General features: G+C 67.2%; 19 protein-coding genes. 8 read left to right on the forward strand and 11 right to left on the reverse strand.

Annotation, left to right across the window (positions count from 1 at the left end; translation table 11 throughout):
- Positions 1-3 precede the first annotated feature (3 nt).
- Positions 4-1,011, reverse strand: coding sequence for a LacI family DNA-binding transcriptional regulator (locus tag BTO20_RS32630; protein ID WP_232490921.1), 1,008 nt, complete (start codon positions 1,009-1,011; stop codon positions 4-6).
- A 154-nt stretch (positions 1,012-1,165) separates the two neighbouring features.
- On the opposite strand from BTO20_RS32630, the gene BTO20_RS32635 reads away from it, so the two are divergent.
- Genes BTO20_RS32635 through BTO20_RS32650 form a run of 4 tightly spaced genes read left to right on the forward strand, consistent with a single transcriptional unit; the run spans position 1,166 to position 5,007 of the window.
- The gene (locus BTO20_RS32635; protein ID WP_087080148.1) at positions 1,166-2,452 is read left to right on the forward strand and encodes an aryl-sulfate sulfotransferase; all 1,287 of its coding nucleotides are present in this window, start codon (positions 1,166-1,168) and stop codon (positions 2,450-2,452) included.
- The gene (locus BTO20_RS32640) at positions 2,449-3,288 is read left to right on the forward strand and encodes an ABC transporter permease (protein ID WP_087082990.1); all 840 of its coding nucleotides are present in this window, start codon (positions 2,449-2,451) and stop codon (positions 3,286-3,288) included. The genes BTO20_RS32635 and BTO20_RS32640 overlap by 4 nt, the downstream gene beginning before the upstream one ends.
- Position 3,289: 1 nt before the next feature.
- Positions 3,290-4,042, forward strand: coding sequence for an ABC transporter ATP-binding protein (locus BTO20_RS32645; protein ID WP_087080150.1), 753 nt, complete (start codon positions 3,290-3,292; stop codon positions 4,040-4,042).
- On the forward strand, positions 4,039-5,007 hold the full coding sequence (locus BTO20_RS32650; protein ID WP_087080152.1) for an ABC transporter substrate-binding protein: 969 nt from the start codon (positions 4,039-4,041) through the stop codon (positions 5,005-5,007). The genes BTO20_RS32645 and BTO20_RS32650 overlap by 4 nt, the downstream gene beginning before the upstream one ends.
- Positions 5,008-5,014: 7 nt before the next feature.
- On the opposite strand, the gene BTO20_RS32655 is transcribed toward BTO20_RS32650, so the two are convergent.
- From BTO20_RS32655 to BTO20_RS32675, 5 genes are all read right to left on the reverse strand, one after another.
- Complete coding sequence (locus tag BTO20_RS32655) at positions 5,015-6,514, reverse strand: PucR family transcriptional regulator (RefSeq protein WP_087080154.1); 1,500 nt, start codon at positions 6,512-6,514, stop codon at positions 5,015-5,017.
- A 25-nt stretch (positions 6,515-6,539) separates the two neighbouring features.
- Positions 6,540-7,967: a purine-cytosine permease family protein gene (locus BTO20_RS32660; protein ID WP_087080156.1), complete on the reverse strand. Its 1,428-nt coding sequence runs from the start codon at positions 7,965-7,967 to the stop codon at positions 6,540-6,542.
- Between the two features lie 30 nt (positions 7,968-7,997).
- Complete coding sequence (locus BTO20_RS32665) at positions 7,998-8,390, reverse strand: hypothetical protein (RefSeq protein ID WP_087080158.1); 393 nt, start codon at positions 8,388-8,390, stop codon at positions 7,998-8,000.
- Positions 8,391-8,398: 8 nt separating this feature from the next.
- A complete protein-coding gene (locus BTO20_RS32670; protein WP_087080160.1) occupies positions 8,399-10,024 on the reverse strand; it encodes a GMC family oxidoreductase in 1,626 nt (541 codons plus the stop codon).
- Positions 10,025-10,238: 214 nt separating this feature from the next.
- Complete coding sequence (locus BTO20_RS32675; RefSeq protein ID WP_198344150.1) at positions 10,239-11,741, reverse strand: PucR family transcriptional regulator; 1,503 nt, start codon at positions 11,739-11,741, stop codon at positions 10,239-10,241.
- Positions 11,742-11,844: 103 nt separating this feature from the next.
- Between BTO20_RS32675 and BTO20_RS32680 the strand changes: the two genes are divergently transcribed.
- The 4 genes from BTO20_RS32680 (at position 11,845) to BTO20_RS32695 (ending at position 15,364) form a co-directional block, all read left to right on the forward strand.
- The gene (locus tag BTO20_RS32680; protein WP_087080164.1) at positions 11,845-12,762 is read left to right on the forward strand and encodes an NAD-dependent epimerase/dehydratase family protein; all 918 of its coding nucleotides are present in this window, start codon (positions 11,845-11,847) and stop codon (positions 12,760-12,762) included.
- Between the two features lie 14 nt (positions 12,763-12,776).
- Positions 12,777-13,577, forward strand: a complete 801-nt coding sequence (locus BTO20_RS32685; protein ID WP_232490922.1) for an SDR family NAD(P)-dependent oxidoreductase — start codon at positions 12,777-12,779, stop codon at positions 13,575-13,577.
- Positions 13,578-13,595: 18 nt separating this feature from the next.
- Positions 13,596-14,378 carry a creatininase gene (locus BTO20_RS32690; RefSeq protein ID WP_087080166.1) on the forward strand — a complete coding sequence of 261 codons (783 nt, stop codon included), beginning with the start codon at positions 13,596-13,598 and terminating at the stop codon, positions 14,376-14,378.
- A gap of 230 nt (positions 14,379-14,608) precedes the next feature.
- Positions 14,609-15,364: a hypothetical protein gene (locus tag BTO20_RS32695; protein WP_157680383.1), complete on the forward strand. Its 756-nt coding sequence runs from the start codon at positions 14,609-14,611 to the stop codon at positions 15,362-15,364.
- 114 nt (positions 15,365-15,478) lie between these two features.
- Here BTO20_RS32695 and lpdA read toward each other — a convergent pair whose 3' ends face one another.
- From lpdA to gcvH, 5 genes are read right to left on the reverse strand one after another with little or no spacing between them, the layout of a single operon-like run.
- On the reverse strand, positions 15,479-16,846 hold the full coding sequence (lpdA, locus tag BTO20_RS32700; protein WP_087080171.1) for a dihydrolipoyl dehydrogenase: 1,368 nt from the start codon (positions 16,844-16,846) through the stop codon (positions 15,479-15,481).
- The gene (lipA, locus tag BTO20_RS32705) at positions 16,843-17,784 is read right to left on the reverse strand and encodes a lipoyl synthase (protein ID WP_087080173.1); all 942 of its coding nucleotides are present in this window, start codon (positions 17,782-17,784) and stop codon (positions 16,843-16,845) included. The genes lpdA and lipA overlap by 4 nt, the downstream gene beginning before the upstream one ends.
- Before the next feature lie 4 nt (positions 17,785-17,788).
- Positions 17,789-19,165: an L-serine ammonia-lyase gene (locus BTO20_RS32710; RefSeq protein WP_087080175.1), complete on the reverse strand. Its 1,377-nt coding sequence runs from the start codon at positions 19,163-19,165 to the stop codon at positions 17,789-17,791.
- Complete coding sequence (gene glyA / locus BTO20_RS32715; protein ID WP_087080177.1) at positions 19,165-20,433, reverse strand: serine hydroxymethyltransferase; 1,269 nt, start codon at positions 20,431-20,433, stop codon at positions 19,165-19,167. The genes BTO20_RS32710 and glyA overlap by 1 nt, the downstream gene beginning before the upstream one ends.
- A 2-nt stretch (positions 20,434-20,435) precedes the next feature.
- The gene (gene gcvH, locus BTO20_RS32720; RefSeq protein ID WP_087080179.1) at positions 20,436-20,846 is read right to left on the reverse strand and encodes a glycine cleavage system protein GcvH; all 411 of its coding nucleotides are present in this window, start codon (positions 20,844-20,846) and stop codon (positions 20,436-20,438) included.
- Positions 20,847-20,853: the final 7 nt, after the last annotated feature.

A 20,853-nucleotide genomic window follows, 5' to 3' on the forward strand; every position in this document is an offset into this window, starting at 1 on the left:
GGGTCACGGGGCAGGGCAGCCGCAGGTGTCCCCGATCCGCAGCGATGCCCTGAGTTCCGTGCCGACGCCGCTCTCCCCCAGCAGCTGCCCCACCGCGCGGCGCGCCAACGCGTCGACCGGTTGTTGCACCGCGGTGAGCCGAAGCTGACCGTAATCAGTTGCGCCACCGTCGAATCCGACGACGCGGATACGCTCCGGGATCCGCAGGCCGGCGTCCGCGACGGCCCGGATGGTGGCAGCTGATTGCCCGTAGGTGCCGACGACGATTGCTCGCGGCGGGCGCTCCGTACGCAGAAACGTGCTCACGGCGGCGTAAGCACCCGCCGGCGTGAGATCGGTGCGGATGTGCCGAAGTTGCGCGCCGACGACGGAAGCGACGCCCCGATACCGCTGCTCCACGGTTTCCCGATCGCCGTGACGGACATCGGATTCGGTGAAACCACCCACGAATGCCGTGTCGTGGCACGCATGTTCGTCACGTAGATGACGGGCGGCCAGCGCACCCGCATGCGTATGGTCCACAGCCACGATGTCAGCGGCAACGTCCCCGCGGATGTTGTGCAGCCACACCACCGGGATGCGTTCGTGGCGGCACAGCTTGACCGTTTCCGGCGCGTTGGCGGCGCCGATCACCACCAGGCCGTCGACGCCCACTTCGGCGAACGCGGTCGCGAATTCCAGCTCACGCTCCGGGTCATAACCGGTGTTGCCGATCATGGTCAGGTGGTCGCGGGCCCTGGCTTCGACCTCGATGTGCCCGACGAATTCACCGAACAGCGGCAGCCCGAGGTCGGGGACGAGCAGACCGATCTGCCGCCACCGGCGTGGTCGGCGCAATGCTCGGGCGCGCAGGTCGGGCCGGTAGTCCAACTCTTCAATGGCGTCGATCACCTTGGCGCGTAACGACTCTGACACCGGACGCGGTCCATTGTTGAGCACGTAGCTCACCACTGCCGTCGAAGTGCCTGCTCGGCTCGCCACGTCGGCCAGGGTCGGACGCTTTCCGCTCACCCTTGGATTCCCCGTCCCCCGGCGCCGCTTCGCCAGACTTTCGATCACGCCGATTATGACGGTTACGCCAGGACCTTCGCTCATTACGCTAATCGATTAGAACCGTTACGGGGAGGACCCGTGGACGTAACACGACATTGGTGGAGTAGCTGACATGGCATTCGTGCGACAGTCCGGCGTCACGCATTTCGACCCCGAACTCGCCTACGACAGCTACGTGCTGTTCACCGGCGCAGATTCGGTCACCCGCCTCATCGACCTGCGCGGCACCGTCGTGCACGAGTGGCCCTACGCAGGCGTGCCGCCCCGCATCCTGGATCCCGCGCTCAACGGCGGCCGCGTCGGCGATGTCGGGGTGCAGTTGTCCGACAGTGGCGATGCGCGCGGCGGTATCTACGCCAACGGAACTGTGGGACAGTTGGATTGGAGCGGTGACCGGGTTTGGGAATGGGGTCTGCAGGCACCCGGCGGGGCGGCCCGGCAGAACCATGACTGGGAGCTGCTGCCCAGCGGCAACCGGCTGATCCTGGTCACGGCGCCCCGGGTCGTACCGGCACTGGGCGACCACGTCGTCGGCGACCAGGGCCTCTACGAAGTGACACCGGACGGGGAGATCGTGTGGACCTGGCTGGCCGGCGATCACCTCGACGAGTTCGGCTTTTCCGAGGCCGGTTGGGCCGCGCTGCGTGAGACGGTGGCCCGCGATCCCGAAGACCCGTGGGGCTACCTGGAGATGAACAGCGCCAAATCCCTTGGCCCCAACCACTGGTACGACGCGCAGCCCGATACCGTGTTTCATCCCGACAACATCCTGGTGAGCTTCCGCAAGGCCAACATCATCGCGCTCATCGACAAGGCGTCCGGTACCGTCGCCTGGAAACTGGGACCCTACTACGCCGCCCAGGCCGGGGCCCAGCACCAGCGGATCAACGCCCACAAGGTGCCGCGCCCACTGGATCAGACGTCCGGACAACACAATCCGCACATGATCGCCGCCGGGCTGCCCGGCGCGGGCAACATCCTGGTGTTCGACAACCAGGGCGGCGCGGGTTACCCGCCCGCACCGCTCGGCATCTACGCCGGCTCCCGTGTTCTCGAAATCGACCCGGCGACACAGGAAATCGTGTGGCAGTACACCGCAGAGGATTCGGGCCGCCCGTCGTGGACGTTCTTCAGTTCCTTCGTGAGCAACGCCCAGCGGCTGCCCAACGGCAACACCCTGATCACCGAGGGCATGCATGGGCGGCTGTTCCAGGTGACGGCCGACGGCGACGTCGCGTGGGAGTACCACAGCCCGTATGAGGGGTACGGTGTCGCCGGCGAGCCCGAGGTCAAACAGCCCAGGGTCCCGGGCGTCGATCGGCTCACCTTGACCGCCCTGGTGTACCGGTCCCAGGCCGTACCTTTCGAGTGGACCCCGCTCGCGGGTGGGCGCTCATGACCGCGGGAGTGGCGGTCCGGACACCGGCGGCAGGCACGGCGAAACGAGCGCGTCCGGTCCGGCTGCGCTCGGCGCTGACCAGGTTCTCCGCGCTCGGCTGGACCGTCGCCGGCCTGGTGCTCGCGTCGACCGTGTGGTCACTGGTGGTCGCGACGGGCCGATTCCCCCGTCAGCTCTTCCCGAGCGTCCCGCAGATCCTGTCCGCAGGCCACGCCCTGTGGGCCGACGGGCTGCTGCTCGACGACATCAGCGCCAGCTTGAGCAGGGCCGCACTGGGTTTCGCGATCGGAGCGGCCATCGGCGTCGTCGTCGCGGTGCTCACGGCCACCACCGCGGCCGGACGCAACCTCCTGCAGCCGGTGCTGCGCGTCTTCGCGCCGATCCCAACGATCGGCCTGGTGCCACTGGCGATTCTCTGGTTCGGATTGGGCGAGAACAGCAAGACCCTCGTGATCGCGCTCGGCGTGTTCGTCCCGGTGTGGATCAACAGCCATTCCGGGCTCGCGAGCACACCGGCTGACTACCTGAAGGCCGCCCGCTGCCTGGGGGCGGGACCCTGGCAGACGCTGCGCAGGGTCGTGTTGCCCGAGGCTGCACCGGACATCGCCGCGGGTCTGCGGGTGGGTGCCGCGATGGCATTCGTGTTGATCGTGGTGGCCGAGATGACCGGCACCACAGCGGGTATCGGCTACCGGATCTATCAGGCGCAGTTGTTCTCCCAGGCTGACCGGCTCATCTTCTGCCTGATCGTGCTGGGCATCCTCGGTGCCCTGTGCGACCTGGCCGTCAACGCGGTCACCACACCGTTCACCCGCTGGGCGCAGGAGGAACACTGACGTGGCCATTCAGACGCACGACCTGATCGTTCGGTTTCCCGGCCAACGCGAACCAACGCTGAAGAACATCTCACTGACCGTTCCCGACGGATCGTTCGCGGTACTCGTCGGCGCCTCCGGCAGCGGCAAATCCACCCTGCTGCACTGCCTGGCCGGCCTCATCACCCCAACCTCGGGCACCGTGACCGACAACGGCGAACCCATCACCGAACCACATCCGCGCCGTGGCGTGGCGTTCCAGCGCGATGTGCTGTTCCCGTGGATGACCGTCGCCGACAACATCGACTTCGCGCTGGCGGCACGGCATCTCGCCAAAGAACAACGGCAGGAGCAGATCGGCGTCCTGCTCGATCTCGTCGGCCTGCGCGAGGACGTGGCGCGCCAACGCCCGACCGAACTGTCCGGCGGGATGCGCCAGCGGGTCAGTATCGCCCGGGTACTCGCGGGCGAACCGTCGGTGATGCTCATGGACGAGCCGTTCGCGGCGCTCGACGCACTCACCCGGCTGCGGATGCAGGATCTGCTGATCGACCTGTGGACGCGGCTGAACCGCACCATCGTCTTCGTCACCCATGACATCGATGAAGCCATCCGGCTCGGCGACACCGTCAGTGTGCTGCGCGACGGCCGGATCGCCGACCACATCGTCAACCCGCTGAACCGGCCCCGGCCCGCCGACGCGTTGGCAGATCAGCCCGGCTACAGCGAGATCCGCAAAACCCTGCACCACCAACTCGAGGATGCCCGAACGTGAAATCCACTCTCTGGCGGATGCTCACCGCCGCACTGACCGCCACCGCGCTCGCCGTGTCGGTCACCGCCTGCACCAGCTCGGGCAGTGCGAACGCCGACGAATTGACCGTCGGCTTCGTCGTGGACCCGTCCTGGGCGCAGGTCCCGGTGGCGGCTTCGACCGGCTTGTTCGACAAGCACGGCGTCAAGGTCAAGGTGGTGAACTTCTCCTCGGGCGTCGAGGCGCTGCAGGCCGCGTCGGCGGGTCAGGTCGACATCACCACTGCCGCAGACGTTCCCACGTCGGCCGCACTCACCCGCACCCCGACCCTGAGGGTCGTCGGCGACGGGTCCCGGTGGGAAGGTTCGCGCATCGTGGCGCGGCGCAGCGCGGGCATCACAACCATCGCCGACCTGAACGGGAAGTCGATCGGCACCCCGCTGGGCACCAGCGCCGCGTACTACATCTCGAATGCCCTGGCGCAGAACCACATCAACGCCCAGCTGGTGCAGGTGGCGCCGTCGGCCGTGGTGACCGCGGCCACCCAGCGCAACGTCGACGCGGTGTCGATCTTCCAGCCGTACCAGGCGCAGACCATCCAGGCGCTCGACACCGACGCGGTCGAGCTCGACGGCGGCACCTATCACCAGCACAGCCTGTTCCTCGCCACCCAGCAGGCGATCGCCGACAAAGGTCCGGCGATCACGAGCTTCTTCGCAGCCCTCGCCGACGCGGGATCCGCTCTGTCCCAACAGGACAACGCCGCGATCGACGCCGTGGCCAAAGCCACGCAGCTCGACGCGGGCCTGCTGCGCCCGGTGCTCAAAGAATTCGACTTCACGCTGCAGCTCAATCCGGATCTCGCTGCCAAGCTGACCGATCTCGGCGAATGGGCCAAGACCCAGAAGTCGATCGACGCCACGGCCGCGTTGCCCGATTACGCGCAGTTCCTGGACAACCGGTTCCTGACGAAACCGGCGACGTAGCCGGCGGTCAGCGCCCGTCCAGCAGATCCCGGGACCGCAACGCCAACCACAGCTGCGCGATGTCGGCGGTGTCGGACAACCGTGCGCCGGTGAGCTCTTCGACCTTGTGCACGCGGTAGAGCACGGTCTGGCGGTGCACGTTCATGGCAGCGGCGGTGCGCTGCCACGAGCGCTGGTTGGTGAGGAAGGCCTCCAGCGTCTCGACCAATCCGGTGCGATGCTGCGCATCGTGCTCGATGAGTGGGCCCAGCCACCGCTCGACCATGGCCTGGGCGTCCTCGACGCCGCCCATCCCGACCCACGACGTCGCCGTACCGTACCGCACGATGGCATCGCCGGTCCGCTGCGCGGTGCCCAGGGCCCAGGTCGCTTCCCGGGCGGCTTCCGCCGAGCGGCCCACGGTCTTCATCACCCGGCTCGCCCCGATCCTGGCGGTCGAGCCGAGCGACGCGGCGATGGCGTCGACCGCCGCGTCGGTACCCGGAACCACGGCATGTGCGACGCCGGAACGGAACGCGGTCACATGCGGAATCCGGCGCCGCCACAAGGCCACATGCAGATCCCGCAGCCTGCGGTCGTCGGCACAGGTCACCGAGACGAACATCGACGTCGCCGGGTCCAGACCCGCTGACTGCAATTGCCTGCGCCCGACCCGCTGATCGATGCGGCCGTCGATGAGCTGCGCGGTGAGCTCGGCGCCCGAGCGACGGGTGTGTTCCAGGGCCAGGTGGGTCTGGGACAGTTCCAGCGCGACGACCGTCGCCGCGTGCTGGATCAGCACGCCGTCGAGGGCCACTCCGCCTTCCCGGATGACGGCCAGCACCGCGTGTTCGTGTGTCGGTACCTCGCCGACGAGGACCTCGACGCCGCTGGGCGTCAGGATGGACCGCGCCCCTGCGGCGAGCGTGCCCTGCGATGCCGCACGCACGGTCTCCTTGACCTCATCGCCGGGGTGCGGTCCGTCGGGGTGATACGCGTCGCCGGTGACGCGGTCGCAGACGAACACCGAACACCGCAATTCCTTGGTGAGCGCGTCGGCGATGCGGGACCGCGCCACGTCGCCGGCGGTGGTGCGGCGCAGCGCATCGTAGATACGGGCCGTGCGCATGAGCCGCTGCGACTGCTCTAGCAGCGTGGCCTCGGCGATGGCCCGCGAAATCGCCACGAACGGCATGGGATAGCGGATCCACAGCACCGGCAGGCCGAGGCGTTCGCTGGCGCGGGTGAAGCGCTGGGTCAGCCGGGGGCAATACATCTCCTCGCCGATGGCCAACCCGCTGGCGCCGACCCGCTGCAACTCGTCGAGCAGATGTTCCTGCTCGGCCGCCCCCGCGGGGAACGACATGCCGTTGGTCATCAGGAGCTCCCCGGCGCTGACCCACTGCCACGGCTCGGGCAGGTCCGACGTGTGCGTCCAGGACACCTGGCGGTCCAACCCGGCCTTGCCGGAATGCAGTCGCAGCTGCAGGTGCGGCATGTCCAGCAGCTCGCGCACCGTGATGCTCACCTGCCAACCGTATCGCTGGATCGGGTCAGGGAACGGGATTGCGCACGACCGGGACGGTGGCCTTCTGCCGACGCGCCAGCGAGGTCATCGTGAAGTAGTACAGCGGCGAGACCACGACGAGGCCGACGATGAACGAGATATCAGTTCCGCCAAGGAGTTTGGCCATCGGGCCGGTGTAGGCGGTGCCGATGATCATGAACGGCAGTTGCACGGCGACACCGATCAGATAGCAGATCACCGCTGGCCAGTTGACCCGGCCGTAACGGCCACCGTCGGCCAGGAAGAAGTCCTCGACGACGTAGTCGCCGTGGCGCACCAGATAGAAGTCGACGAGATTGACCGCGGTCCATGGCACCAGCGCACCCAGCAGCAGGATCAGCAGGTTGTTGTACTTGGCGACGAAGTCGTCACCGGCCGACAGGGCGACGAACACCGCGAAGGCGCAGATGCAGGCGGCGATGATGGCGCGTTCCCGGGCCCTGGCGGTGAACTTCGGGAAGAAGGTCTGCAGGATGGTGATGGTGCACAGGGTTCCGCAGTAGAGGTTCATCGCGTTGGTCGCCGCCACGCCGACGCTGAACACCGCGACCACCAGCACACTGATGCCTGCGGTGGCCTTCGTCAGCGCGATGGCCGGATCGTCGTCGAGGGCCAGCAGACCGACTCCGGCACCGAGCAGCATCGGCAGGATCGATCCGGTGGTGGTGCCCCAGTAACTCATCCAGAAGGCCGGCTTGGCACCGGTCGCCTTGGGCAGGTACCGCGAGTAGTCCGAAACGTAAGGGGCATAGGCGATCTGCCATACCGCGGCGGCCGCGAAGGTACCGAGGAAGCCGGCTGCGGAGGCGCCCGTGCTGTGGAAGAAGTCGGCAGGCATCGGGTGGACACCGAACGCCCAGACGAAGGCCAGTACCAGCGTGATGCCCGAGGCCCAGGTCATGATCCGCGCGTAGGCGTGGATCAACGTGTAACCCCAGATCGTCGCCGCGATACTGACGCACGCCAGGATGAGGATGCCGCCCTTGACCCCGAGGAACGGCAGCACCGAGGCCAGCGACTCACCGCCGAACACCAGGATCGAGATGAAGAACCCGGTGTACATACACACCACGACGGCGACGATGAGTACCGCACCCAGCGAACCGAATTGGCCTTTGGTCTGCACCATCTGGGGCACGCCCAGGGTGGGACCCTGGGCCGAGTGCAGCGCCATGAAGATCGCGCCGAACAGGTTGCCGAGCACGATGGCCAATACCGCCGACCAGGCCGGCTGGCCGAACACCGTCGTCGCCAGCGCACCGGTGACGATGGCCAGGATCATGATGTTGGTGCCGAACCAGATGGTGAACATGTCCCGGTTGCGGCCGTGCCGCTGATCCAGCGGCACCTGCTGAATGGTGTTCTCCTCGATGGAGGAGATGGATTCCGCTGATTTAGTGCGGGTTTCACTCATGTCGAGTTCCTTTGATGGCGGTCGGGCGGATCAGCGGATGACGAAGCCGCGGTCGACGACGTGCTCGAGCATGTCGACGTAGCTGTCCATGTCGTCGCGCGCGGGGCGCGGTGCCGCGTCATAGGGCATGGCGGCTTTCACTGCGGGGCTGAGGAAGTAGGCACCCGCGGCCAGCACGGTCAGCGCCTCGAACCCTCCCGGCTGCTCCGTGGCGAGGCTGTCCAATGCGGCTTCGGGGTCCTTGTCCGCACTGGAATCCAGTGCGGCGGTGAGCGCGTCGACGAGATCGGGCCGATAGCCCAGGGCTTGGTCGAGCAGGGCGCCGGACACCTCTGCCGTGGTGGCCGACGGCATGGTGTCGCTTGCCGGGATGAGGGTTTCGGCCAGGGTGGCGAACACCTGACGCTGTTCGGGAGTGAGCATGGCGGTCCTCAGAACGGTGTGGGGATGCTGGAGCGGGTTTCGGTCAGGTGCCGCATGGACCGCAGCGCGACGGCCATGATGGTGGCGGTGGGGTTCATGCCGGTCGAGGTGACCATGGTGCTGCCGTCCACGATGAACAAGTTCGGCACGTCGTGCGTGCGGCACCATTCGTCGACCACGGAGTTGGCCGGGTCGGTCCCCATCTTGGTGGTGCCCAGCAGATGCCAGGCGCTGTGCCGAACCACCGGAATCGGGTGTATCTCAACGGCTCCGGCGGCCTCGTGGGCCTCGACGGCCCGCGCGACGTTGAAGTCCAGCATCCGCCGGCAATTCTCGCCGATCTTGTAGTGGATCTTGGCTGCGGGAATCCCGTCGGAGTCGGTGACGTCGGGATCCAGTGTCACGGTGTTGGATTCGTCGGGCAGGTCCTCGGTAGTGATGCCCCACTCGGTGTAGCGGCCGAATGTGCGTTGCAAGCGCGGATGGAAGTTCGCGCCGAAGCTGTCGCGCCAGTCGTCGCCCGGCTCCCAGAGGGTCTGCGCCAGTGGGCCACCCGTCGGCATGAGGTTCCACTTCGCGCCGCGGACGAATCCACGGTCGGTGTCGGTCTCATAGAACTGCAGGGATTGCAGCGCCTGGCCGGCCGGGCCGAGCCAGGTCTCCATGTCCTCGTCGTAAGCGCCGTAGACCGAGGCGTACGGGTGGGTCATCAGTCGCTTGCCGACCAGGCCCGAGGAGTTGGCCAGGCCGTCCGGGGCGGAGTTCAGCAGCAGTCTCGGCGTGCCGATTCCGTTGGCCGCCAACACCGTCACGCGGGCGGCCTGATGCTGCAGCGTGCCGTCGCGGTCGATGTACTCGGCGCCGGTCGCGAGCCCGCGGTCGTTGACGGTGATCCGGCTGACGCGGGCTCCGGTGACCAGTTGCACGCCGAGCTTGATCGCGTCACGCCAGTGGGTGATGTCGGTGCTGGCCTTGGCGCCGACGGGGCAGCCGGATTCGCAGGCGCCGTAGCGCATGCAGGCTTCCTGGTTCTTGTACTTGCGTGACGCGATGGCGTTGGGCGCGGGCCACCAGTGCCAGCCCAGCTTGTCCATGCCCTTGGCCGCGATCAGGCCGTATTTGCCGATCGGTAGCGGCGGCAGCGGGAAGGTGTGCGCGTCGGGGTAGGCCGGGTCGCCTTCGAGCCCGGACGCCCCGATGTGGTGGGTGACCTCGTCGTAGAACGGGCGCAGGTCCTCGTAGCCGAAAGGCCAGTCCTCGGCGACACCGTCGAGGGTCTTGACCCGGAAGTCCGACGGCATGGCGCGCACCCAGTGTCCGGAGAACATGATGGTGCTGCCGCCGACGCCGTTGAACATCAGCGGCTCGACCGGGCTCTCGGTGCTGTCGATCGGATAGTCGGCCGGGTTCTGCCGCACATTCGGGCTGGCGTTCCACTGCTTGAGCCGGGTCAGCTCCCATTCGGGCTTGCCGGCTGCGAAGTCGTCGGGCAGGTTCCAGCCGCCCTGTTCGAGACACACGACCTTGAGGCCGTGGCGGGCCAGCTCCAGGGCCGCCACTCCGCCGGACGCACCCGCGCCGATGATCAGGACATCAGGTTGCTCGTCGATTTCTCGGGTATTCACCAGTCGCACTCCAGGTCAGATGGCTGCTGTGCGAATAATGATGCGTGCGTCACACTGACGGGCGCGAGAAGTGATCCGCACAAAACGGTAAACCTGCCTTGTGCATACGCACAAAGTCTGGCAACGTCCTGCCAACTCCCCCGCCGCATCTCTCCGCCGAGCAGACACTCAGGTCCGCGACACGCCGCGTTTCGGGTACCGCAGTGACTGCTCGCCGAGAGAGTTACCGCACCACGCCGCGCATCCGTCGGGCCGCGACGGCGACCGCGAGCGTCGTCAACTGGCCGGGTTGGTCGAGGTTCACGTCGAGCAGGCGGGCAATCTGGTCCAGCCGGTAGTACAGCGACTGCCTGCGGATGTGCAGCAGTTTGGCCGCCTCGGCCTTGGCTCCTCCGCACTCGATCAGCACTTCCAGCGTCCGCATCAGCTGGCCGCCTTTGGCCGCATCGCTGCGTTCCAGCGCGCCGATCTGGTCGTCGACGAACGCGCGCAAGGCATCGACGTCACCGTGGCCGGCCAGCAGTCGTTCCAGCGCCAGCGTCCGCACCCCGAGCGCTGGACCCGCCACCCCGAGATCCTGTCCGAGCCGCAGGGTCTCCCGCGCCTCGGTCATCGCCCGGGGCAACGTGTCGATGTCGTCAACCATGCGACTCACGGTGATGCACAACCGGTTTCGCGACAACCGCAGCGCCCGCGCCGCAGCCTGCACCGCGGTGGCGACGTCGGTGCGCGGCTCGGCGGCCGACACCGCCAGCACGCCGCACAACAGACCGTCGACCAGTCCGAAGATGCCGTGGCCCACGTGATGCATCAGGGTGTCGGCGACCATCGCGACGGAGTCGACGCGCTGCGGGTCGACGGCCACACACGCGTAGCGCTGCCCCGACGTCGCGATACCCGCTGCCCGGAGCCGGGTTTCGAACGCGCCATGATCGCCTGCCTGATTGGCCACCAGTTGATCGAGCACCAACTGTTGCGCCCGCAGGGTGCCCGCGATTCCGGTCTGTTCCCGCATCAGACACAGACCAAGCACGGTCGGCGCCCGCTCCAGCACTGCGGCGCATAGCAATTCGGGCACACCCGACGGGTCCACCGACAGCCGACCCCAGGCCGTACCGTCGACCATGACGGGCACCTCCGCGCGCGTCGCATCGTTTCCCTCGACGGCACCGGCGGTCACCATCACCCGACCCGCGTAATCACTGAGCCGCGCCGACGTCCCGAGCATCGCCGCGACCTGATCGATCAGTTCGTGCAGGGTCGCGCCGCGGGCCAACGCTTCGGACAAGGCCCGCGACGTCTCGTCGGCATAGCGCAACCGCGACACCGACCGGTCGATGAGCTCACTGTTGACCGCCTCGGCGACCTCGGTGAACCGCAACGTCGGAGCCAACTCGACCACCAGGAACCCGAGCGGCTGCGCTTCGTCGACCATTTCCGGCGGCACCTGCGCGAACGTCCGGCCGACCTCGAAGAACAATCCGGCCACTCCCCGCTCGGCCAGCCGCCGGATGTACAGCCTGCGGCCTCCCTCGTCGACACCGACGAGGCCGACACCGTTGGTCAGCAGCACCTCGTCACCTCGCAGCAGATCCGCGATGTCGTACAGATCGGTGGAGTGCACCCACCGCACGGTGTGGTCGAGGTGGTCCCGGCCGCTGAGCACGGCCGGGTTGGCCGACCGCAGCGACGGGTGGGCAAGCACGTCACCGACGGTCAAGGTCATACGACAGTATGACCTACGTGCATCGTTGAATGTATGACGTTTCGTCCGTTGTCGCCGACGGACCAGCAGGGCATTCTGGTCCACACAACAGCGAGGAGCATCCATGACCACACTCGTCACCGGCGGCCGCGGCTTCGTCGGTCGTCACCTGGTGGACCAACTGCTTGCCGAAGGCGAGCGCGTCATCATGTACAACCGCGACTACTCCGTCGACCCTCGCGACGGAGTGGTCGCGGTCCTCGGCGAACTGTTCGACATCCCCCGCCTGACCGACACGCTGACCACCTATGGCGTCGACCGCATCATCCACACGGCCGGGCAGAGCCATCCGGCCCTCTCGATCGAACTGCCGGTCACCACGTTCGCCGCCAATGCCGATGGCACGCTTGCGGTTTACGAGGCCGCCCGCATGACTGGCGTGCGCCGCATCGTGTTCTTCTCGTCGGAATGCGCGCTCGGCAACATCACCGAGCCGGGGCCCGTCATCGAGGACGTCAAACCGGCCCCGACCACCGTCTACGGCGTCACGAAGGTGGCGGGCGAATTGCTTGGCAGCGCGTACAACTCGCTCTACAGCATGGAGATCGTGTCACTGCGGATCACCGAGGTGTACGGCCCCGGGCTGTGGATGCCCAGCCTGCTCGGCGACATGATCCGGGCCGGCCTGCGTGGTGAGCCCTTCACCCTGGAATCCGGCGGTGACCACGGGTTCCAGTTCGTCTACGTCGACGATGTCGCGACCGCCGCCCGGCTCGCCTCCACCACCGAAAACCTCACCCAGCAGACGTATTTCGTGTCAGGCGGCGACCGGATGACCGTGTTCGAGACCGCCGAGCTGCTCGCAAAACTGTTGCCGGAAGCCAAGTTCGACATCGGCCCCGGCTACCTGCCCGACTGGGACCGGCAGGTCCAATTCGACCTGAGCCGCTCCGAACGCGACCTCGGCTATGTGCCGCAGTGGGCGCTGGAGAAGGGTCTGGAGAAGCAGATCGAGTGGATCCGGGCTACCGAGAACCTCTGAAGGGATTGCAGCACATGGGTGAGATGACGAACCGTACGGCGCTGGTCACCGGGGCCTCCTCCGGGATCGGGCTGGCCACCGCCGCGACGCTGGCCCGCGAAGGCGCCGACGTGGCCGTGCTGGCCCGGCCCGAGGACGACCTGTCCGAGGCCGTACAGCTGGTGAGCGCGCACGGCCGGCGCGCCCTGCCGGTCAGCGTCGACGTCCGGGACTCCGCGGCGGTGCGGGCGGCGTTCGAGCGAGCCGAAGCAGAGCTCGGCCCCATCGACGCGGTGCTCAACAATGCCGGAATCTCCCGCGTCGCACCGCTGGTCGACACGACCGACAAGGACTTCGACGATCTGGTGTCGATCAACCTGGCCGGATCGTTCTACGTGCTGCGCGAGGCGGCCCGCGTCATGCAGTCCCGCCGGCGCGGCTCGATCGTCAACACCGGCTCCGAGCTCGCTCTCATGGGTCAGCCGGGCTTCGTCGCCTACACCGCGACCAAAGGCGCCATCGTCGCGATGACCCGCAGTGCCGCAGCCGAATTGGTGACCTGGGGCATCCGGGTCAACTCGGTGTGTCCAGGCACCACCCGCACCCCGCTGCTCATGGTCGAATTCGAGGACAGCGCCGATCCGGAGGCCGAGATCGCCGAGATCTCGGCCAGCGTCGCCGCCGGACGGTTCGGCGAGCCGCAGGAGATCGCCGAGGCCGTGGTGTTCCTGCTGTCCGACCGAGCCAGCTACGCGGTGGGCACGCATCTCGTGGTCGACGGTGGCCGGTCGACCTGCATACCGGCCGGCAACATCGGCGTCTCCCAGAACTACTGAGCCACAAGGAGTTACGACATGACTGAACAGAAGCCGCGTCTCTACCGGGAGATGACCTGGCCGGAGATCGCCGAGGCGGCGCGCGCCGACATCCCGGTCGCCATCCCGATCGGCTCGACCGAGCAGCACGGCCACCACCTGCCCGTCTGCACCGACTGGCTGATCCCCGAGAAACTGTTGGAGGAAGCCAGCCGCCGCACCGACCTGGTCGTCGGGCAGTTCGTCCCGTTCGGCTACCGCAGCAGGCCGGGAAGCGGCGGCGGACAACATATTCCGGGCACTCTGTCACTGCGGGCCACCACTTACATCGCCCTGCTCGAGGACATCCTCAGCGAGCTCAAGCGGGCCGGGTTCCGCAACATCGTGCTGTACAACTGGCACTACGAGAACAGCGGATTCATCTACGAGCCCGCGTTCCTGATCTCCGAGAAGCATCCCGATCTGAAGATCCTCGTGATGGAGGACGCCAACCCCGACTTCACGCCGGATCGCCAGCAAGCCATCTGGCCCGACGGCTTCCCCGGCCTGGCGCTCGAGCATGCCGCGGTGATCGAAACCTCGCTGCTGCTGCATCATGCGCCCCATCTGGTGCGCGCCGAGCACATCAAGGCCGACGCTCCAGAGCGGGTGGTCAACCACGATGTGCTGCCGATCGACACCCGCATGTCCACGACCACCGGCACGCTCTCTTCTCCCGAGGCCGCCAGCGCCGAGAAGGGCAAGATGCTCACCGAGTGGATGGTCGACCGCCTCGTCGCCATCCTCGACGAGGAGTTCGGCGACCGCCGACTGACCGTCTGACACCCGACCGACGCACCGGCGAGACCACTCGGGGGTAGTTTGCCGCCGGCCAGACCGAGAGCTGCCCCGGCGTCGACTTCTCAACAGTGTGCGGAATGCCGATCACCAACGTCTGCAATTCGTTCGGACATGTTCGAACAGCCGACGCCAGCAGACAGATTGCCGGATGATGGTTCGCGTTCGTGATTGCTGGACGAGCCAGCAGATCCGGCACGTGACAGGGGGTCATGATGGTGTATCCGACGACATCCGGTGGCAACGTCCTGATTGAGGGTCAGCACTGGCGCGGCAAGCTGCAACGTCCGCAAGGCGGAGACCTAGCAATCCATCTCGACAAGGGATTGCTGTTCGACGGCCGAGCCAGGGGCCTCGCCCAGTTGGTGACGGCCGGCACGGGAAGCGATCCACTCATCGTCGACGGGCGGGCCGCGGCGGGACGACTCGAGTGTCAGCTGCTCGACCCGGCGGCAAGCCGCGACCCGCTGCAGTTGACGGGCATGTTTGCTGGTGACGAGTTGACCGGCACCCTCACCGGTCCGGACCAGGAAACGCACGACCTGGTCTTGCACAAGTACCAGCCGGATCAACCGCCCGCACCGGGCAAACCGCCCGGGCCGGCCGCCAATCAGGCAATTGTCAGCTACGAGGTGGAGACCAACATCGGCGACTTCGAGTTCGTCAACTGGTCATTCGCGGTCGTGGTGCCACTCGGGACGTGGAAAGGCCGCACGCTCTGGGGCAATTCCAGCGGGAACGTGACGATAATCATCGATCCGTGCGCCCCGATCCAAGAGTCCGAGAAGTGGCACGTGAACTTCGATCTCTCCACCTGGTGGGGCGCGCCGGTCGCCCACTTCTACACGCTTCGCGGCGAGATATCGGTGCCCGACAAATGGGTCACGTTGCTCCCGGGAAGCTGCGCCTGGCCGGACGATCGCTGGGTCGACGTCCAGGGCAGGATGAAGTTCCATCGGGATTACCGGTAGTCGAAGCCGGAATCCCTCTGCACCGCGAGCGTGCGTGGAATGCTGCCCCGGCACGGAGTGTCGGGCAGCAGACACGCACGCTCGCGGGGCTCGGTGAGGGGGTGCCCGGCCGCGCTACCCGTGGAGGTGAAGCGGCGCACCGGATACGGCCATCAGCGCCTCACCCAAGGCCTCGTTCTGGGTCGGGTGGGCATGGACGAACCGGGCCGCCTCGGCGGCCTTCACGCCGAGGTTGTAGAGCAGCTGCGCCTCGCCGATGAGCTCGGAGACCCCGGCGCCGACCATGTGTACACCCACCACTGCCCCGGCCGGGTCGACCACGAGCTTGACCGCGCCGGAGGCCTTGAGGATCTGGCTGCGCCCGTTGCCCGCCAGGTCGTAGGTGACGGTTTCCACGCCATCGCCGTACTGCTCACGCGCCGCTTCCTCGGTGAGCCCGACCGACGCGATCTCGGGATGGCAATAGGTGACCCGAGGAATGCCCGCATCGGCGACCAACTCGGCCTCGCGGCCCGCGATCCGCTCAGCGACGAAGATGCCATGCTGAAATGCCCGGTGCGCCAACTGGAGTCCGCCGACGATGTCGCCGATGGCGTAGACGCTTGGCACGCTGGTGCGCAACGAGTCGTCGGTCACCACGAACCCGCCCTCGACCGTCACGCCGTTCTCGGCCAGTCCGAGGTCCGCGGTACGCGGGGCGCGGCCGACCGCGACCAGCAGCACGTCGGCGGTGAGCACATCACCGGATTCCAGGGTCACCTGCACGGCATCGTCATCGGAGGTGACGCCGGTGACCCGTGCGCCGGTCTTGGCGGTGATGCGGCGACGGCGGAACAACCGCTCCAGGTAGGTGGAGATGGCGGTGTCCTCGTTGGGCACCAACCGGGGCAGTGCTTCGACGATGGTCACCTTGGTGCCGAACGAGGCCCAGAGACTGGCGAATTCGACACCGATCACGCCGCCGCCGAGAATGATCGCCGTTTCGGGGATGGTCGTGAGCTCCAGTGCTTGATCGCTGGTGAGCACGCGGTCTGACGTCGCGATCACACCGGGCACCTTCGGGGCGGATCCGGTGGCCAGCACGATCGTGCGGCCGGTGATGGTGGTGCCGTCGACGTCGACAGTGGTGGGTCCGCTGAGCTTGCCCCGGCCGTTGACGACGGTGATCCCGAGGCCCTCGATCAAACCCGAGAGGCCCTTGTGCAAGCGCGAGACCACGGTGTTCTTGAACCCGTGCAGCTTCTCGGGGTCGACGCCTTCGAATGTGGCGTTGATGCCGAACTGGGCTGCGGTGCGGGCCTTGTCGGCGACCTCGGCGGCGTGCAGCAGCGCCTTGGTCGGGATGCAGCCGCGGTGCAGGCAGGTGCCGCCCACCTGAGCTTCGTCGATCAGGATGACCGATTGCCCGAGCTGCGCCGAGCGGATCGCAGCGGCATAACCGCCAGGGCCGCCGCCGAGGATGACGACGTCAGCTGTATTCATGTAAGGCTCCTTTGACTTGCCATGGCGGCGCGCGCCTCGTTGTAGAGCGTTCCGGCCCGATAGGACGAGCGCACCAACGGTCCGGACATCACCCCGAGGAAGCCGACCTCACGGGCGATGCCGCCGAGATCGTCGAATTCGTCTGGCGTGACCCAGCGTTCGATGGGGTGATGCCGCGGCGTGGGCCGCAGGTATTGGGTGATGGTGATCAATTGGCATCCGGCGGCGTGCAGATCCCGCAGGGCCTGCACGATCTCATCGGTGGTCTCCCCCATGCCGAGGATCAGGTTCGACTTGGTGATGAGGCCCTGGCCGCGGGCCCGTGACAGCACGGCGAGCGAGCGGTCATAGTCGAAACCCGGCCTGATCCGGCGGCAGATGCGCGGCACGGTTTCCAGGTTGTGCGCCAACACTTCCGGGGCGGCGTCGAAGACCTCATCGAGCTGCTCGGGTGTCCCGGTGAAATCGGGAATCAGCAGTTCCACACCGGTGCCGGGGCAGACCGCATGGATCTGCCGGACGGTCTCGGCGTACAGCCAGGCTCCGCCGTCGGGCAGATCGTCCCGCGCCACCCCGGTGACGGTCGCGTAGCGCAACTGCATCTGCGCCACCGATTCGGCCACGCGCCGCGGCTCGTCGCGGTCCAGTGGTTCCGGTCGGCCGGTCGCGATCTGACAGAAATCGCACCGCCGGGTGCACTGATCGCCGCCGATCAGGAATGTCGCCTCCCGGGCTTCCCAGCATTCGAAGATGTTGGGGCAGCCCGCTTCCTGACACACGGTGTGCAGATCGTTGCGCCGCACGAGCGCACTCAGCTCACGGTATTCGGGGCCGGTCTTGAACGTGGTCTTCATCCACGACGGCTTGCGTTCCACCGGAGTCTGCGCATTGCGGACCTCGAGGCGCAGCAGGCGGCGCCCTTCTGGGGTGACGGTCATGGCATCAGCATTCGACGACATTCACCGCGACAGCGAGCCCACCGGTGGAGGTCTCTTTGTACTTGGCACTCATGTCCATCCCGGTGGCCCACATGGTGTCGATGACCTCGTCGAGGCTGACCCGGTGGGTGCCGTCACCACGCAGCGCCATGCGAGCGGCGTTGATGGCCTTGCCTGCCGAGATGGCATTGCGTTCGATGCACGGGATCTGCACGAGCCCACCGATCGGATCGCACGTGAGGCCAAGGCTGTGCTCCATCGCGATCTCTGCGGCGTTCTCGACCTGCTGCGGTGTGCCACCGAGGATTTCGGCGAGCGCACCGGCAGCCATCGACGCCGCGGAGCCGACCTCACCCTGGCAGCCGACCTCGGCGCCCGAGATAGAGGCCCGCTCCTTGTACAGCGAGCCGATCGCGCCGGCCGTGAGCAGGAAGCGGACGGTCGCGTCGTCGGGGTCGGCACGCCCTGCGCGCGTGTAGTGCAACGCGTAGTACAGGACCGCCGGGATGATGCCTGCCGCACCGTTGGTCGGCGCGGTCACGATGCGTCCGCCGGAGGCGTTCTCCTCGTTGACCGCCAGTGCCACCAGGTTCACCCAGTCCTCGGCGAAAGCCGGGTCACGGTCCGGGTCTTCAGCGGCGAGTCGGGCGAACCAGTCGTGCGCACGCCGCCGCACCCGCAGGTTGCCGGGCAGGTAGCCGTCGCGGGACATGCCCTTGGTCTGGCAGGCGACCATCACATCGCGGATGTGCAGCAGTCGCTCCCGCACCTCGGTCTCGGTGCGGGTCGCGCATTCCAGCCGCATCATCGCCTGGCTCACTGAACTCCGATCGCGTTCAGTGAGAGCCAAAAGATCTGCGGCGGAACGGAACCCATTGTCGTCGGCCGGTTCGCCGTCGCCCTGCGCGCCCGATTCCCCTTCGGTGACGACGAATCCGCCGCCGATGGAGAAGTACGTCTCGCGGTATACCTCGTGACCTTGCGCCCCCACAGCGGTGATCGTCATCGCGTTGGGATGCCCGAGCTGAGTCAACGGGTGCAGCACCATGTCGGCTTCGGTGAGCGCCAACAGAATCCGGCCGGCGAGCTGGATCTTTCCCTCGACCCGGACGGCCGCGAGCCGTCGTTCCATGTCGTCGGTCTCGATGGTCTCGGGCCGGTAGCCTTCCAGCCCCAGCAGGATCGCCGGCATGGTGCCATGCCCGGCGCCGGTCGCGGCCAGCGAGCCGAACAGGTCGACGCGGACGTCGGCGACCTCGTCGAGTACGTCGCGGGCGACGAGTTCGTCGACGAATCTGCCTGCGGCCCGCATCGGGCCGACAGTGTGCGAACTCGACGGCCCGATGCCGACCGAGAACAGATCGAACACGCTGATGGCCATTACAGCTCCGGATACAGCGGGAATTGCTCGGCCAGGGAACGCACCTGCGCGGCAAGATCATCGGTGTTCGCGCCCGGCGCGGCGATGAGAGCACCGACGATGATGTCGGCGACCTTCGCGAATTCTTCGTCGCCGAATCCACGGGCGGCCAGCGCCGGGGTGCCGATGCGCAGCCCCGACGTCACCATCGGCGGGCGGGGGTCGAACGGCACCGCGTTGCGGTTGACGGTGATGCCGACGGCGTCGAGCCGGTCCTCGGCCTGCTGCCCGTCGATGGCGGCGTTGCGCAGATCCACCAGCACCAGGTGCACATCGGTTCCGCCGGTGAGCACCGTGATCCCGGCGGCATGGGCGTCGGGCTGGTTCAGCCGCTCGGCCAGAATCTGCGCACCGCGCAGCACCCGCCGCTGACGCTCGGCGAACTCCGGCTGGGCCGCCATCTTGAATCCGACGGCCTTGGCAGCGATGACGTGCTCCAGCGGCCCGCCCTGCTGGCCGGGGAACACCGCAGAGTTGATCTTCTTGGCGATGTCGGCCTCGTTGGTGAGGATGACACCGCCGCGGGGACCACCGAGGGTCTTGTGCGTCGTGGAGGTGACGACGTGGGCGTGCGGGACCGGCGACGGATGCAGACCGGCGGCGACCAGGCCCGCGAAGTGGGCCATGTCGACCATCAGGTAAGCACCCACCTCGTCGGCGATCTCGCGGAACCGCGCGAAATCGAGTTGCCGCGGGTACGCCGACCACCCGGCAATGATCAACTGCGGCTTGTGCTCTCGGGCCGCGTCGGCAACGGCGTCCATGTCGATGAGGTAGTCCTCCTTGGACACCCCGTACGCGGCGACGTTGTAGAGCTTGCCGGAGAAGTTCAGCCGCATGCCGTGGGTCAGGTGACCACCGCAGTCCAGCGACAGACCGAGAATGGTGTCACCCGGTTTGATCAGCGCATGCATCACGGCGGCATTGGCCTGAGCACCCGAATGTGGCTGCACATTGGCGAATTCCGCGCCGAAGAGCGCCTTCACCCGGTCGATGGCGAGGCGTTCGATGACGTCGATGTGTTCGCAGCCGCCGTAGTAGCGGCGGCCCGGGTAGCCTTCGGCGTACTTGTTGGTCAGCACCGAGCCCTGGGCCTGCATGACCGCGAGCGGCGCGTGGTTCTCCGAGGCGATCATCTCCAGGCCGAGCCGCTGCCGGTGAAGTTCATCGCCGATGGCCGAGGCGATCTCGGGATCGAACTCGGTGAGATCCTGATCGAGCACAGTCATGTCTAGGCCTCGCTCTTCGCGGCGTATTCGGCAGCGGTCAGCAGTGTTCCCGCTGCGGTCGCCTGCACCTCGAAAAGCCAGCCCTCGCCGTAGGGGTCGGACGTCACGAGGGCGGGATCGTCGACAGCGGCCGTGTTGACGGCGGTGACGGTGCCACTGACCGGTGGGTACAGCTCGGACACGGTCTTGGTGGATTCCACCTCGCCGCAGGTCTCGCCCGCGGTGATGGTGGCTCCGACCTCAGGCAGGTCGAGGAACACCAGATCACCCAGCGCCGCCGCGGCGACGGAGGTGATCCCGACCCGCACCGGAACGTCAGGCAATGCGGCACCGGGCACGATCAGCACCCATTCGTGTTCCTCGGTGTAGCTGCGATCGTCCAGGACTGTATGAGAATTGGCGATGTCTGCCATAGTGCTT

Origin of the sequence: Mycobacterium dioxanotrophicus, assembly GCF_002157835.1 — a bacterium.
Taxonomy (GTDB): domain Bacteria; phylum Actinomycetota; class Actinomycetes; order Mycobacteriales; family Mycobacteriaceae; genus Mycobacterium; species Mycobacterium dioxanotrophicus.

What these genes read in the sequence shown, in the direction of transcription:
- BTO20_RS32635 (WP_087080148.1), top strand. Translation starts at nt 1,166, where the DNA reads ATGGCATTCGTGCGACAGTCCGGCGTCACGCATTTCGACCCCGAACTC.
- BTO20_RS32640 (WP_087082990.1), top strand. Translation starts at nt 2,449, where the DNA reads ATGACCGCGGGAGTGGCGGTCCGGACACCGGCGGCAGGCACGGCGAAA.
- BTO20_RS32660 (WP_087080156.1), bottom strand. Translation starts at nt 7,967, where the DNA reads ATGAGTGAAACCCGCACTAAATCAGCGGAATCCATCTCCTCCATCGAG.
- BTO20_RS32665 (WP_087080158.1), bottom strand. Translation starts at nt 8,390, where the DNA reads ATGCTCACTCCCGAACAGCGTCAGGTGTTCGCCACCCTGGCCGAAACC.
- BTO20_RS32675 (WP_198344150.1), bottom strand. Translation starts at nt 11,741, where the DNA reads ATGACCTTGACCGTCGGTGACGTGCTTGCCCACCCGTCGCTGCGGTCG.
- BTO20_RS32680 (WP_087080164.1), top strand. Translation starts at nt 11,845, where the DNA reads ATGACCACACTCGTCACCGGCGGCCGCGGCTTCGTCGGTCGTCACCTG.
- BTO20_RS32685 (WP_232490922.1), top strand. Translation starts at nt 12,777, where the DNA reads ATGGGTGAGATGACGAACCGTACGGCGCTGGTCACCGGGGCCTCCTCC.
- BTO20_RS32690 (WP_087080166.1), top strand. Translation starts at nt 13,596, where the DNA reads ATGACTGAACAGAAGCCGCGTCTCTACCGGGAGATGACCTGGCCGGAG.
- BTO20_RS32695 (WP_157680383.1), top strand. Translation starts at nt 14,609, where the DNA reads ATGGTGTATCCGACGACATCCGGTGGCAACGTCCTGATTGAGGGTCAG.
- lpdA (WP_087080171.1), bottom strand. Translation starts at nt 16,846, where the DNA reads ATGAATACAGCTGACGTCGTCATCCTCGGCGGCGGCCCTGGCGGTTAT.
- lipA (WP_087080173.1), bottom strand. Translation starts at nt 17,784, where the DNA reads ATGACCGTCACCCCAGAAGGGCGCCGCCTGCTGCGCCTCGAGGTCCGC.
- BTO20_RS32710 (WP_087080175.1), bottom strand. Translation starts at nt 19,165, where the DNA reads ATGGCCATCAGCGTGTTCGATCTGTTCTCGGTCGGCATCGGGCCGTCG.
- glyA (WP_087080177.1), bottom strand. Translation starts at nt 20,433, where the DNA reads ATGACTGTGCTCGATCAGGATCTCACCGAGTTCGATCCCGAGATCGCC.
- gcvH (WP_087080179.1), bottom strand. Translation starts at nt 20,846, where the DNA reads ATGGCAGACATCGCCAATTCTCATACAGTCCTGGACGATCGCAGCTAC.